11 protein-coding genes are annotated in these 14134 nt (G+C 57.2%); 2 read left to right on the forward strand and 9 right to left on the reverse strand.

Annotated elements, in window-relative coordinates; translation table 11 throughout:
* The first annotated feature begins 13 nt into the window (after positions 1-13).
* Positions 14-2743, forward strand: coding sequence for a two-component sensor histidine kinase BarA (gene barA / locus P6287_RS15280; RefSeq protein ID WP_277974013.1), 2730 nt, complete (start codon positions 14-16; stop codon positions 2741-2743).
* Positions 2744-2888: 145 nt separating this feature from the next.
* Here the strand turns inward: barA and P6287_RS15285 are convergent, their stop codons facing one another.
* From P6287_RS15285 to P6287_RS15310, 6 genes are all read right to left on the reverse strand, one after another.
* Positions 2889-4028, reverse strand: a complete 1140-nt coding sequence (locus tag P6287_RS15285) for a glycerate kinase (protein WP_277974014.1) — start codon at positions 4026-4028, stop codon at positions 2889-2891.
* 84 nt (positions 4029-4112) lie between these two features.
* A complete protein-coding gene (gene garR, locus P6287_RS15290) occupies positions 4113-4997 on the reverse strand; it encodes a 2-hydroxy-3-oxopropionate reductase (protein WP_064738030.1) in 885 nt (294 codons plus the stop codon).
* Between the two features lie 19 nt (positions 4998-5016).
* Positions 5017-5784 (reverse strand): 2-dehydro-3-deoxyglucarate aldolase, encoded by a 768-nt coding sequence (gene garL / locus P6287_RS15295; protein WP_101762587.1) that lies wholly within the window; start codon positions 5782-5784, stop codon positions 5017-5019.
* 52 nt (positions 5785-5836) lie between these two features.
* Positions 5837-7168, reverse strand: coding sequence for a glucarate dehydratase (gene gudD, locus P6287_RS15300; RefSeq protein ID WP_192412005.1), 1332 nt, complete (start codon positions 7166-7168; stop codon positions 5837-5839).
* Between the two features lie 16 nt (positions 7169-7184).
* Entirely contained in the window at positions 7185-8525 is a 1341-nt protein-coding gene (locus P6287_RS15305; protein ID WP_277974015.1) for an enolase C-terminal domain-like protein, read from the reverse strand.
* A gap of 9 nt (positions 8526-8534) precedes the next feature.
* Positions 8535-9881, reverse strand: coding sequence for an MFS transporter (locus P6287_RS15310; RefSeq protein ID WP_101762584.1), 1347 nt, complete (start codon positions 9879-9881; stop codon positions 8535-8537).
* 509 nt (positions 9882-10390) lie between these two features.
* On the opposite strand from P6287_RS15310, the gene garD reads away from it, so the two are divergent.
* Entirely contained in the window at positions 10391-11950 is a 1560-nt protein-coding gene (gene garD / locus P6287_RS15315) for a galactarate dehydratase (protein ID WP_277974016.1), read from the forward strand.
* Between the two features lie 123 nt (positions 11951-12073).
* Here garD and P6287_RS15320 read toward each other — a convergent pair whose 3' ends face one another.
* From P6287_RS15320 to P6287_RS15330, 3 genes are read right to left on the reverse strand one after another with little or no spacing between them, the layout of a single operon-like run.
* Positions 12074-12520, reverse strand: coding sequence for a flavodoxin (locus P6287_RS15320; RefSeq protein WP_277974017.1), 447 nt, complete (start codon positions 12518-12520; stop codon positions 12074-12076).
* Between the two features lie 12 nt (positions 12521-12532).
* Positions 12533-13312, reverse strand: a complete 780-nt coding sequence (gene truC, locus P6287_RS15325; protein ID WP_210081674.1) for a tRNA pseudouridine(65) synthase TruC — start codon at positions 13310-13312, stop codon at positions 12533-12535.
* A complete protein-coding gene (locus tag P6287_RS15330; RefSeq protein ID WP_101762014.1) occupies positions 13312-13638 on the reverse strand; it encodes a YqcC family protein in 327 nt (108 codons plus the stop codon). Before P6287_RS15330 ends, truC begins: the two co-directional genes overlap by 1 nt.
* Positions 13639-14134 lie beyond the last annotated feature (496 nt).

Genomic DNA, 14134 nt, shown 5'->3' on the forward strand with positions numbered 1-14134 from the left:
CCAGGCCACAATTATGACCAAATACAGCCTGCGGGCGCGAATGATGATTTTGATACTGGCGCCAACGCTGATGATTGGTCTGCTGCTCAGTACCTTCTTTGTGGTGCACCGCTACAACGAATTACAGCATCAGGTGCACGACGCGGGAGCGAACATCATCGAACCGCTGGCGGTCTCCAGTGAATACGGCATGACGTGGCACAACCGCGATGCGATTCGCGAGTTAGTCAGTCTGCTGCATCGCCGCCACTCCGATATTGTCCGTGCCATCACCATTTTCGACAACAACAATCACGTCTACGTCACCTCGAATAACAATCAGAATCTGGCGCTGCTGCAAAAAGAGGACATCTCCACGCTGGAAGATGGCGTCTCGGTGGAGCGGCAAGGCACAATTATGATTCTGCGCACGCCGATTATCTCTGAACGCTATTCGGTGGATGAGCTGCCGGGCGAAGATGCCAAACCAGCCGGGAATCCGCTGGGTTATGTGGCGATCGAACTGGATCTGCAATCAGTGCGGCTGGAGCAGTACAAAGAAGTATTTGTCGCCACGCTGCTGCTGCTGTTCTGCCTGTGCATCGCCATGCTGTTTGCCTATCGCCTGATGCGCGACGTCACCGGTCCCATTCGCAATATGGTTACCACCGTGGACCGCATTCGTCGTGGCCAGCTGGACAGCCGCGTCGATGGCTACATGCTGGGCGAGCTGAGCATTCTGAAAAACGGCATCAACGCCATGGCGATGTCGCTCACCGCCTATCACGAAGAGATGCAGCAAAACATCGATCAGGCGACTTACGATCTGCGTGAAACGCTGGAGCAACTGGAGATTCAGAACGTGGAGCTGGATCTGGCGAAGAAGCGCGCGCAGGAAGCGGCGCGCATCAAATCGGAATTCCTCGCCAACATGTCGCATGAGCTGCGTACGCCGCTGAACGGCGTAATTGGCTTTACCCGTCAGATGCTAAAAACCGGGCTGAGCACCAACCAGCGCGACTACATGAGCACCATCGAGCGTTCGGCGAATAACCTGCTGAGCATCATTAATGACGTGCTCGATTTCTCGAAACTGGAAGCCGGCAAGCTGGTGCTGGAGTCGATCCCGTTCCCGCTGCGCGCCACGCTGGATGAAACCCTGGTGCTGCTGGCGCCGTCCGCCCATGACAAAGGGCTGGAAATTACCGTGTGCCTGGAAAAACAGGTGCCGGATAATGTGATTGGCGATCCGCTGCGCCTGCAGCAGATCATGATTAACCTGATTGGTAACGCGATCAAGTTCACCGAGCACGGTCATATCGATTTGCGCGTTGAGCTGCGCAGCATCAACACTACGCGCGTCGAGCTGGAGATTCAGGTGCATGACACCGGCATCGGTATCTCTGAACAGCAGCAGTCGCAGCTATTCCAGGCGTTTCGTCAGGCCGATGCCAGCATTACGCGCCGTCATGGCGGCACCGGTTTAGGGTTGGTGATCACGCAGAAACTGGTGAGCGAAATGGGCGGCGAAATTGCCTTCCACAGCCGCCCGAATCAGGGTTCAACCTTCTGGGTGCATATTCATCTCGATCTCAATCCCAATGCACCAGCCATTCCGCGCATGTTGGACGATTTGCGCGCCACGCCGCTGGCGTATATCGAGCCACATCCAGCGGTGGCGAAAGCGGTGCAGGAGATGCTAAGCATCACGCCGCTGCAGGTGCAGCACTTCTCCAGCCTGGAAGAGATGCCCGAGACGCACTTCCCGCTGCTGCTGATGGGTTTGCCGGTCACCGAGCCGCATCCTGCGACGTTGCCGGATGCATTGATTAAACGTCTGCATGCGCGTGCCGACTCGGTGCTGCTGGCGCTGCCGAGTGAAATGATGCTGTTTGCCGATGACTTACGGGCGCGCGGCATTGCCGGGTGTATCGCCAAACCGGTTTCGTTGACGCGCTTGCTGCCGATGCTGCTGGACTTACATGACTGGCAAAGCGATGCGTTGCCGCGCGGTGCACGTCAGCCGCTGACGGTAATGGCGGTGGATGACAATCCCGCCAACCTGAAACTGATTGGCGCGCTGCTGGAGGAGCAGGTGCAGCACATCATTCTGTGTGATAACGCCGAGCAGGCGATTCGCCAGGCGCGCTTGCACAAGCTGGATGTGATTCTGATGGATATTCAGATGCCGGATATCGATGGCATCCGCGCCAGCGAAATCATCCGCAGCCTGCCGCTGCACGCCACCACACCGATTGTCGCCGTTACTGCGCATGCGCTGGATGGCGAACGAGCGCAGCTCATTAACGCTGGTATGAATGACTATCTGGCGAAGCCGATTGATGAGGACAAACTGAGCCAACTGCTGCAGCGTTACGCGCCGAACCGGGTCATGCCACAGCCGCAACAGCCGCACGTGGCGCCGTCACTGGATTGGTCGCTGGCGCTACGTCAGGCCGCCAATAAACCCGATTTAGCCCGCGATTTGCTGCAAATGCTGCTCGATTTCCTGCCGGAAGTGGAAGAGCGCGTAGAGAGTGCAATGGCGAGCAATGATGTGGTGGGATTGCGCGAGATTATCCACAAGCTGCACGGCAGCGCCAGCTACAGCGGCGTGCCGCGCTTGAAGCAGCTGTGTCAGCAGCTGGAGAAGAGTTTACATCAGGAGAGCGATATCGACGCGCTGGAGCCGGAGCTGCTGGAGTTGAGTGATGAGATGGCGAACGTGGCGCGTGAAGCGAGGAAATTGTTGGCGTTGGGTTAGTGCGGTGCGATTTTCCCCTCACCCCAGCCCTCTCCCGCAAGCGGGCGAGGGAGTTGCCCTGAGCATGCTTAAGTTACGTGCAAACTTATTCCATCGCTCCGATCGGTTCCCTCTCCCTCTGGGAGAGGATTAGGGTGAGGGAAAACTATCTCCCTTTCCCCAGCTTTATCACCGCCGCCACATTGCGCGCCGTCAGGCGCACGTTCTGCGCCGCGTTGGCCAGCGCGTCATCCAATGAGCAGATGCTAAACAGCACGCTGAACACCGCATCCAGCCCATGTTGGTGCACCACGCCGACATCCGCGGTTAAACTTCCGGCAATGCCAATCACCGGTTTATTAAACTGCTTCGCGACCTTTGCCACACCAATCGGCACCTTGCCGTTAATGCTTTGACTATCAATGCGCCCTTCGCCGGTAATCACCAGATCGGCATCTTTCACCTGCTCGGCCAGGCCCAAGGCTTCAGTGACAATCTCAATGCCGCTGCGTAACTCGGCCTGACAAAACGCATGCAGCGCCGCGCCCATGCCGCCCGCCGCGCCGCCGCCATCAATGTGTAAAACATCAATATCCAGATCGCGATGAATCAGGTTGGCGTAATGTTCCAGTGCTTTGTCCAGCTGCTGCACCAGTTCCGGCGTCGCACCTTTCTGCGGACCGAAGATCGCCGAAGCGCCCTTATCGCCGGTGAGCGGATTGCTGACATCGCAGGCGACTTCAAAGCGACACTGCTTAATACGCGTATCCAGCTGTTCGATATCGATGCGCGCCAGCTGCGGTAATGCGCCGCCGCCGTAGGCGATTTGCTTGCCGTGCTCATCCAGCAGTTGTGCGCCCAGCGCCTGCATCATGCCGGAACCGCCATCATTGGTGGCGCTGCCGCCAATGCCGATAATGAAGTGATCGACACCGCGATCGAGCGCATCTTTGATCAGCTCGCCGGTGCCGAACGAGGTGGTAATCAGCGGATCGCGCTGTGCCGCGGGCACTAACTCCAGCCCGCTGGCTGCCGCCATTTCGATAAATGCGGTACGCTCATCACCTGACAAACCGTAGAACGCCTCCACTGGCTTGCCGAGCGGTCCAGTAACCGTCAGCCGGACAATGTTTCCCTGCGTTGCCGCCACCATCGCTTCAACCGTGCCTTCACCACCGTCGGCAACCGGTATTTTCACGTACTCAGCTTCGGGAAAGATCTCGCGGAATCCCGCTTCAATCGCCGAAGCCACTTCCAGGGCGGATAAACTCTCTTTATATGAATCCGGTGCGATGACAATTTTCATAGGCAATCCAGCGCGGTTGATGACGGACATCCGTCCTGCGAAGGCAGCGAGCCGCCCGACATCCGTAGACGCCGGACGATTGCACTACCGGGTGATCTCAACTTTCGCTAATTTTTCATAATAGCAGGCCAGCGCGCTATGGTCGGAAGTGCCCTGTCCATCCACTTTCAGCGCCTGCATCATCTCCATCACTGCGGCAGTCAGCGGCAGATGCGCACCGATCTCGTGCGAGGTATCCAGCGCATTGGCCAGATCTTTGATATGCAGATCGATGCGGAAGCCCGGTTTGAAGTTACGATCCAGCACCATCGGCGCTTTGGCATCCAGCACGGTGCTGCCTGCCAGACCACCACGAATCGCCTGATAAACCAGCTCAGGATTAACGCCCGCTTTGGTCGCCAGCGACAGCGCTTCTGACATCGCCGCGATGTTAAGCGCCACGATCACCTGATTTGCCAGCTTAGTCACATTCCCCGCACCAATGTCACCGGTGTGGACCACTGAACCCGCCATCGCTTTCATGATGTCGTAGCACTGATCAAACACCGCCTTATCGCCGCCCACCATCACCGACAGCGTGCCTTCAATCGCTTTCGGCTCGCCGCCGCTGACTGGCGCATCGAGCATTTTGATGCCTTTCGCCGCCAGCGCATCATGCACTTCGCGGCTGGCCAACGGCGCAATGGAACTCATGTCGATAACGATCAGGCCCGGCTTCGCGCCTTCGATGATGCCGTTAGCACCGAGGCACACCTCTTTAACCTGTGGCGAGTTCGGTACCATGGTGATCAACACATCCACCTGTTCAGCCACCTCTTTTGGCGTCTTGGCTACGGTGGCGCCCAGCTCCACCAACTCTGCTTCGTTACTAACATTATGGTCGCGCACCACCAGCGAATAACCGGCTTTCACCAGGTTTTTACTCATCGGTTTGCCCATGATGCCGAGGCCGATAAATCCAATTTTCATTGCCTTTCCTCTCAGTCAGTTATTTTTTAAATTTGTCACACAGCGCCTGCGTGGCGTTACGGAACACACCCAGATCGCTGCCTACCGCCACAAAGCTGGCGCCCCACTCCAGATAGCGGCGCGCATCGGCTTCCACCGGCGCCAGAATGCCGCTCGGTTTCCCCGCCGCTTTGGCGCGTTCGAAGACGTGTTTAATCACTTTCAATACTTCGGGATGCGCAGGCTGGCCCAGATAGCCGAGCGCGGCCGAGAGATCGCCCGGCCCAACGAAGATGCCATCAACACCTTCCACCGCGGCGATAGCATCGATGTTGTCCACCGCCTGTTGCGTTTCGATCTGCACCAGCACCGTGATGTTGTCGTTAATGGTGCTGTTGTAATCCGGCAGCGTGCCGTACATGTTGCTGCGGTGTGAAACCGACACACCGCGAATGCCCGCCGGTGGATAGCGAGTAGATGCCACCGCGCGAATCGCTTCTTCCTCGGTTTCCACAAATGGCACCAGGAAGTTGTAGAAGCCGATATCCAGCAAGCGCTTGATGATGATCGGTTCGTTGCACGGCGGACGCACCACCGGCGCGCTGTGGCTGCCCTTCAGTGCCATTAGCTGCGGCACAAAGGTGGTGATGTCATTCGGCGCGTGTTCGCCATCCAGCACCAGCCAGTCAAAGCCCGCCAGGCCCAGCACTTCAGTGGTAAGGGGATTAGCCAGCGCGCACCAGCTGCCAATCAGGGTTTCTCCTGCCAGCAAACGGCGACGAAAAGGGTTCGGCCAGGCATTGCTCATTGTCTTCACTCCTGTCGGTTACAGCAGGCTCCCGCGCGGGGAGCCGGAAAAGTTAGCGCACCAGGCACGGACGCTTGTTATCAAAGGTCCAGTTCGGTACGAGGAACTGCATGGCTTGCGCATCGTCGCGCGCGCCTAAACCGTGTTTCTGATACAGCGCGTTGGCCTGCATCACCTGATCCATATCCAGCTCGACGCCGAGACCCGGTTTTTGCGGCACCTGCACCATGCCGCCTTTAATCTGTAGCGGCTCTTTAGTCAGGCGCTGATTGCCTTCCTGCCAAATCCAATGCGTATCGATGGCGGTAATCGCACCTGGTGCGGCGGCGGCAACGTGGGTAAACATCGCCAGTGAAATGTCGAAGTGGTTGTTAGAGTGCGAGCCCCACGTCAGGCCGAAGTCGTGACACATCTGCGCCACGCGCACCGAACCCTGCATCGTCCAGAAGTGCGGATCGGCCAACGGGATATCGACCGACTGCAGCGACAGCGTGTGGCCCATTTGACGCCAGTCGGTGGCGATCATATTGGTGGCGGTCGGCATGCCGGTGGCGCGGCGGAATTCCGCCATCACTTCGCGACCGGAATAGCCCTGCTCAGCACCGCACGGATCTTCCGCATAGGCCAGCACACCTTTCAGCTGCTTACCGAGCAGAATCGCCTCGTTGAGCGACCAGGCGCCGTTAGGATCAAGCGTCACGCGCGCCTGCGGGAAGCGCTTCGCCAGCGCCGTCACCGCTTCGGCCTCTTCGCCACCGCGCAGCACGCCGCCTTTCAGTTTGAAATCGTTAAAGCCATATTTTTCATAGGCCGCTTCCGCCAGGCGCACCACCGTATCCGGCGTCAGCGCTTCTTCGTGGCGCAGGCGATACCAATCGCATTTGTCATTTTCCTGGCTCTGATACGGTAGCGAGGTTTTCTTGCGGTCGCCGACATAGAACAGATAGCCGAGCATTTCTACCCGGTCGCGCTGCTGACCATCGCCAAGCAACGAGGCGACGTTCACGCCTAAATGCTGTCCCAGCAGATCGAGCAGCGCCGCTTCGATGCCAGTAACCACGTGAATGGTGGTACGCAAATCAAAGGTTTGGTTGCCGCGTCCGCTGGAATCGCGGTCGGCAAAGGTGCTGCGCACCAGGTTGAGGATGTTCTTGTATTCGCCAACGGTTTTCTGCACCACCAGCGCCGCAGCATCCTCCAGCGTCTGACGAATCTTTTCGCCGCCCGGAATCTCACCGACGCCGGTGTGTCCGGCATTGTCTTTAATGATGACGATGTTGCGGGTAAAGAACGGCGAATGCGCGCCACTCAGGTTAAGCAACATGCTGTCGTGACCGGCCACCGGAATGACCTGCAGCGATGTTATTTTCGGTGTCTGACTCATTTCCTGCTCCTTAAACTTAGCCGCGACCAAAGGCTGGACGCTTGCGGTCGAATGCCCAATTGGGAACCAGATACTGCATCGCGGTGGCGTCATTACGTGCGCCCGCTGGCAGTGATTTGTACAATGCGTTGGCCTGATGCAGGCGATCCCAATCCAGCTCGACGCCGAGGCCCGGCTTATCCGGCACGGCGATTTTGCCGTTGCGGATCTGCAGCGGCTCTTTGGTCAGGCGCTGATCGCCCTCCTGCCAAATCCAGTGCGTATCAATCGCGGTGGGTTTACCCGGCGCAGCGGCGCCAACGTGGGTGAACATCGCCAGTGAAATATCGAAGTGGTTATTGGAGTGACAGCCCCACGTCAGCCCCCAGTCATCACACAGCTGCGCCACGCGCACTGCGCCGCTCAGCGTCCAGAAGTGCGGATCGGCCAGCGGGATGTCGACGGCATTGAGCATCACCGCGTGGTTCATCTCGCGCCAGTTGGTGGCGATCATGTTGGTGGCGACCGGCAACCCCGTCGCACGGCGGAATTCGGCCATCACTTCGCGGCCGGAATAGCCCTGCTCGGCACCGCACGGATCTTCGGCGTAGGTCAGCACATCGCCCATGCCTTTACACAAGCGAATGGCTTCATCCAGCATCCAGGCACCGTTGGGATCGACGGTGATGCGCGCATCGGGGAAGCGTTTTTTCAGCGCCACCGCCGACTCAATCTCCTGCTCGCCCGGCAGCACGCCGCCTTTGAGTTTGAAATCTTTGAAGCCATATTTGTCCTGCGCCGCTTCCGCCAGACGCACCACAGATTCCGGCGTCAGCGCCTCCTGATGACGCAAGTGATACCAGTCGTGGCTAGCATTTTCGCCGGTCAGATACGGCAAATCGGTTTTGCGACGATCGCCGAGATAGAACAGATAGCCGAGCACCGTGACCTCATCGCGCTGCTGGCCCGGACCGAGCAGTTCCGCCGCCGGCACGCCGAGACATTGGCCGAGTAAATCCAGTAGCGCCGCTTCCAGCGCGGCCACCGCATTGACGCGCAGTTCGAAGGTCCACGCGCCCTTGCCGAAGGTATCGAAATCCGCCGACTGATTGCCTTTGTGCACCTGCTGCACCAGACGATTCATGCGGGCAACCTGCTGACCTTTTACCTGCGGAATCGCCTCAACCAGCGTTTGGTAGATGGTTTCACCGCCCGGGGCCTCACCGACGCCGGTGTGTCCCGCGCTATCCGTGAGCACCACGATATTGCGGGTGAAGCAGGCGCTGTGCGCGCCACCGATGTTGAGCAGCATGCTGTCGTAACCGGCAACCGGAATCACCTGCATATCGGTGATGACCGGCGTGCTTTGCGTAGTCATATTCCGTCCTTATGGCCTGGTTTTCAGTTCAACGCGTTTGATATCGCCAGCAATCACCAGGAAGCTAAATGCGGCGACAAAGGCATGGATACCGACATAAATCAGCGCGCCCTCAAAGGATCCGCTGGTGGCGATGATGTAACCGATGGCAATTGGCGTGACGATGCCGGAGAAGTTACCGAACATGTTGAACAAGCCACCGCTCAAACCGCTGATCTCTTTCGGTGCGGTATCTGCCATCACCGCCCAACCCAGCGCACCAATGCCTTTGCCGAAGAATGCCAGCGCCATAAAGAACACCACCACCCATTCGGTGTCGGTGTAGTTACACATCACCATCGAGATGGAGAGCAGCATACCGAGCACAATGGGCGTTTTACGCGCGATGTTCAGCGAACCGGTTTTACGCATCAGGTAATCAGAAATCACGCCGCCCAATACGCCGCCGAGGAAGCCACACACCGCAGGGATCGAAGCAATAAAGCCGGCCTTCAGAATCGACATGCCGCGCGCCTGCACCAGATACACCGGGAACCAGGTAATAAAGAAGTAGGTTAAGGCGTTGACGCAGTATTGGCCGAGATAGATGCCCAGCATCATGCGTGAGGTCAGCAGCTGTTTGATCTGGAACCACTTCTCGCTCCAGCTCACTTTGCGGTCATCCTTTTTGACGTCCATGTTGATCAGCGCGCCGCCCTGCTCCATGTACTCCAGCTCGGCTTTGTTGACGCCCGGATGATCGGTGGGATCGTGGATCACTTTCAGCCAGATAAAGCTGAGGATGATGCCCAATCCGCCCATGAACCAGAACACGTGCGCCCAGCCCACTTCGGAGACCAGCCAACCCATGATCGGCGCGAAGATTACCGTGGCAAAGTATTGCGCCGAGTTAAAGATTGCGACGGCGGTGCCGCGCTCCTGTGCCGGGAACCAGGCCGCAACAATGCGGCTATTGCCGGGGAAGGATGGCGCTTCAGCCAGGCCGACCAGGAAGCGCAACAGGAACAGCGAAATGATAATGCCAAAACCGCTGAACAGATCGACGAAGCCTTGCAGCAAGGTAAACAGCGACCAGAGGAAGATGCTCCAGAAGTAGACGCGTTTTGAGCCGAAGCGGTCGAGCAGCCAGCCGCCCGGAATCTGCCCAATCACGTACGCCCAGGAAAAGGCGGAGAAGATATAGCCAAGGCCGACCGAATCAAGGCCGATCTCTTTGGACATCGCCGAACCGGCAATCGAAATGGTTGCGCGGTCACCGTAGTTGAACGAGGTGACGATAAATAACATCACCACAATCCAGTAACGGGCATTGGTGCGCTTTTGCACCGCTTCCGCTGTCTGGCTGAAACTATTCATGATGCACTCCTGAAATATAGCGAACGCTACATCCACTCTGACTGCATACACATCGCGTTGGGTATCAGAATGAAGTCGGGTTAAACACGGCGATTTTTATATTTGGCAATACGATGATGCGTCGTGACGAATAACCTAACGTTGAAGAACGAGAATCAGTATAGGAACAGCCTGGCGGCGAAACACTGGAAGAACGCATGAGGATTAGGGTTGAAAGAGAATGATTTTATGGCATCTGCACATAACGCTGCGGCGTGGCTCACGGAACGCTTTTTTGCTCCCTGATTTTGCCTGGTTAACGTACAGGATAACGGCAGTTTGTGAGTCCCTTCACTTGTGTTTGGATAAACGAACCAAATTCCCCTGATAAATCTCCTTAAAGCCAGTCAGTTGCACAATGCATACGGCAAATACCCCTGCATATACTGAGGCTGGCAAAAAACGATGACGTGATGGACGTATTTTAAACCGCGCTGCTACGTACGGTGCGACGAACTGGAAGGTGAGCAATGAACCGTCCTCTGACAGAAAAACCGCTCTATATCAAAGTGCACGATGCCGATAACGTGGCGATCGTGGTCAACAATCAGGGATTACCGTCTGGCACCCTGTTCGACGACGGACTGCAACTGACTGAGCATGTGCCACAGGGACATAAAGTCGCGCTCAGCGATATCCCGCAAGCAGGCGCGATCCTGCGCTACGGTGAAGTGATTGGCTACGCGCTGCGTCCCATCCCACAAGGTAGCTGGATTGAAGAATCACTGGTAGCGCTGCCCGAAGCGCCGCCACTCAACAGTTTGCCGTTGGCAAACAATGTACCGCCCGCGCTGCCGCCGCTGGAAGGTTATACCTTCGAAGGCTATCGCAATGCAGATAGCAGCGTGGGCACGCGCAACCTGCTCGGCATCACCACCAGCGTTCACTGCGTGGCGGGCGTGGTGGATTATGTAGTGCAGATCATTGAGCGTGATTTGCTGCCGCGTTATCCCAATGTCGATGGCGTGGTGGCGCTGAATCATCTGTACGGTTGCGGCGTGGCAATCAATGCGCCCGCCGCGGTGGTGCCGATTCGCACCATTCATAACCTGGCGCTGAATCCCAATTTTGGTGGCGAAGTGATGATCGTCAGCCTCGGCTGCGAGAAGTTACAGCCCGAACGTCTGCTGACCGGCACACCGGATGTGCAGGCCATTTCGCTGGATGACAACGACATTGTGCGATTGCAGGATGAGCGGCTGGTGGGCTTCGGCGCGATGGTGGATGAAATCCTGCAGGTCGCCGAACGCCATCTGAAAAAGCTTAATCAACGTCAGCGCATAACCTGTCCAGCATCGGAATTGGTGATCGGCACGCAGTGCGGCGGCAGCGACGCTTTCTCGGGCGTAACGGCGAACCCCGCCGTGGGATTTGCTTCTGATTTACTGGTGCGCTGCGGCGCAACGGTAATGTTCTCGGAAGTGACCGAAGTGCGGGATGCTATCCATCTGCTGACGCCGCGCGTGATGGATGAAGCGGTCGGTAAACGACTACTGGAAGAGATGGCGTGGTATGACGATTACCTCAGCCAGGGCCAAACCGATCGCAGCGCCAATCCCTCGCCGGGCAACAAAAAAGGCGGGCTGGCGAATGTGGTGGAGAAAGCGCTGGGTTCGATTGCCAAGTCAGGTCGCAGTCCGATTGTTGAAGTGTTATCGCCCGGACAGCGCCCCACCAAACGCGGGCTGATTTATGCGGCCACACCAGCCAGCGATTTCGTGTGTGGCACGCAGCAGATGGCATCGGGCATTACCTTGCAGGTGTTCACTACCGGGCGCGGCACGCCTTACGGTTTGGCCGCCATTCCGGTAATCAAGATGGCAACGCGCAATGCGCTGGCCGAACGCTGGCATGATTTGATGGATATTAATGCCGGAACCATTGCAACGGGCGAAGAGAGTATTGAACAGGTCGGTTGGCGACTGTTTGAGTTGATTCTGGAGATTGCCAGCGGGCGCAAGCAGACATGGTCGGATCGTTGGGGGATTCGTAATCAGCTGGCGGTGTTTAATCCGGCGCCGGTGACGTGATGGCTATTGCCCTCACCCTGGCCCTCTCCCACTTCGCGGTAGAGGGAACAAACCGTGCGGGCTGCACCCTCTAAATATTCCCTCTCCCGCTGGCGGGAGAGGGTTAGGGTGAGGGAAAAGTCCTTACAGCAACTTACCCCAGTTCTCCACCCACGGTGAGGTCACTGATTCGGGCTCCGGATCTTCCGTCGCATCCACCAACAGCACCTCGCCGATGCGCTGCGCGCTCTGCTCCTGCAAGGTGGTATCAAAGGTTTTAGCTGCACCGCAGAAATTGTCATAGCTGCTGTCACCCAAGCCAATCACGCCATAACGCAATTCTGGCTGATAACCCAGCTGATCACGCACTGCAACATACAGGCGGGCAATGTTATCCGGGAAGTCGCCCTGACCGGTGGTTGAGGTGACAATCAGCACCACATCCTGGCTGTATGCCTGCCAATCCGCCATCGACGGATCTTCAAACACCTTCACGTCGTGGCCCTGCTCTTCCAGCACCGTCTGTGCTTCTTCAGCTACCAGCAGCGCATTGCCGTAAACCGTACCTGTAAAAATGCCAATCTTTGCCATCTTGCCGCTCCTTTATTCTGTCGGCTTATCCTGGACTGCATCACTGGCAAACTCAACCCTGGGAACATCAGGGATCTGATCCTGCCAGCCAAACTGCTCAAGCATCTGCTGCCAGACGCGATCCAACCCGGCGCGAATCACTATGGGCTCGCCGGTAACGGGATGGGTAAAGCTGAGTGCGCTGGCGTGCAGCATCAGGCGATTGAGGCCAAAATGTGCCGCCGCACCGCGATTCTGGCGCAGATCGCCGTGCGCGCTGTCGCCAATAATCGGATGACGCAGATGCACCATGTGGCGACGCAGCTGATGTTTACGCCCGGTGTGCGGCGCCATCTCCACCAGCGTATAGCGCGCGGTGTTATAGCGGCTGATGGCGACCGGCATCTCAACGTGTGCCAGCGCCTGGTAATCCGTTACCGCCGGTTGGGCAACAGGTTCCTGGGTGGCAAATTTGTCGGCAATCTTATCCAGCTCTTCCACCAGCGGATAATCCAGCGTCGCGCCGCCTTCCAGCCAGCCGCGCAGCACCGCATGATAGGTTTTCTGCATCTGGTGCTGTTCAAACTGCTGCGCCAGTAAATGGGCGACTTCACTCGATAAGGCCATCAGCAACACGCCGGACGTTGGGCGATCGAGGCGGTGCACAGTGAACACATGCTGGCCAATCTGATCGCGCACCGTTTGCATCACCACCACTTTTTCATTGCGATCGAGCCAGCTGCGATGCACCAGCCAGCCGGCCGGCTTATTCACCGCGACCAGCCACGCATCTTGATAAAGGATTTCGAGCATCAGGCGGAAGGTTCCTGGAACAGCGCATCAAACTTGTTGAGCGTCAGCAATAGCACCGCATAGCCCGGCGTGTCGGCTGGCAATGCGACTTCATAATAGGGAGCGATAGCAAAATTCTGCGGCAACGGCGCGCCGCTTTCGAGCAGCGCATAAAAACGTGGCATGAACACCCATTGTAGCCATTGCAGCGGCTCCATGGTATCAAGACAGAAAGGTTCGGTACTGGCGAAGGCGCCCGCCTCGGGGGATTGTGACTGCCAATGGCCGTGTTCACGCATCACCGCTTCGACCTGCTGCAGGCGCTGAAAAATCATTTGCGACGACATGCGCCACCTCCAGAGAAAAATTGGGCGGCAAGCATACCATCAGTCACGCCCGGCGTAAAAATGGCATAAAAAAAGGGAGCACTGTGATTACAGTGCTCCCGGTTTTCGTTTGCAGCATTCCAGCTACTGCTGTGCTCCCTGCTCATCCATGACAACTTTTCCTGCGCTTTCCGTCGCTTGTCATCATGACATTGGTCCTTAGCATCCTGGCCCGCCACGTTCCGCGTGGCTCTCATTCTCCGTCCTGGAGGTGTCCTTTATACTCAATCCTGAGTGTCCTGCTTCGTCCTAAAGCCTTCCGTGTGCCGTAAATTCCGTTACGTTCCCGCCTCATGGCTGACATTCTCCTGAACGTCTCTTAATCCCCAGCATCCTGCCAGTGGTGACTATTCTCCCAGAAACCATCGCAATAACAAGCCAGTAAGAAGCGTTAATGGATTAAGTCCTGTCTTAATTTTCAGATTGATGCCATAAGTTCATGATTCACAATATTTTT

It is taken from the genome of Pantoea sp. X85 (assembly GCF_029623675.1).
Taxonomy (GTDB): domain Bacteria; phylum Pseudomonadota; class Gammaproteobacteria; order Enterobacterales; family Enterobacteriaceae; genus Pantoea; species Pantoea leporis.

What these genes read in the sequence shown, in the direction of transcription:
- barA (WP_277974013.1), top strand. Translation starts at nt 14, where the DNA reads ATGACCAAATACAGCCTGCGGGCGCGAATGATGATTTTGATACTGGCG.
- P6287_RS15285 (WP_277974014.1), bottom strand. Translation starts at nt 4,028, where the DNA reads ATGAAAATTGTCATCGCACCGGATTCATATAAAGAGAGTTTATCCGCC.
- garR (WP_064738030.1), bottom strand. Translation starts at nt 4,997, where the DNA reads ATGAAAATTGGATTTATCGGCCTCGGCATCATGGGCAAACCGATGAGT.
- garL (WP_101762587.1), bottom strand. Translation starts at nt 5,784, where the DNA reads ATGAGCAATGCCTGGCCGAACCCTTTTCGTCGCCGTTTGCTGGCAGGA.
- gudD (WP_192412005.1), bottom strand. Translation starts at nt 7,168, where the DNA reads ATGAGTCAGACACCGAAAATAACATCGCTGCAGGTCATTCCGGTGGCC.
- P6287_RS15305 (WP_277974015.1), bottom strand. Translation starts at nt 8,525, where the DNA reads ATGACTACGCAAAGCACGCCGGTCATCACCGATATGCAGGTGATTCCG.
- P6287_RS15310 (WP_101762584.1), bottom strand. Translation starts at nt 9,881, where the DNA reads ATGAATAGTTTCAGCCAGACAGCGGAAGCGGTGCAAAAGCGCACCAAT.
- garD (WP_277974016.1), top strand. Translation starts at nt 10,391, where the DNA reads ATGAACCGTCCTCTGACAGAAAAACCGCTCTATATCAAAGTGCACGAT.
- P6287_RS15320 (WP_277974017.1), bottom strand. Translation starts at nt 12,520, where the DNA reads ATGGCAAAGATTGGCATTTTTACAGGTACGGTTTACGGCAATGCGCTG.
- truC (WP_210081674.1), bottom strand. Translation starts at nt 13,312, where the DNA reads ATGCTCGAAATCCTTTATCAAGATGCGTGGCTGGTCGCGGTGAATAAG.
- P6287_RS15330 (WP_101762014.1), bottom strand. Translation starts at nt 13,638, where the DNA reads ATGTCGTCGCAAATGATTTTTCAGCGCCTGCAGCAGGTCGAAGCGGTG.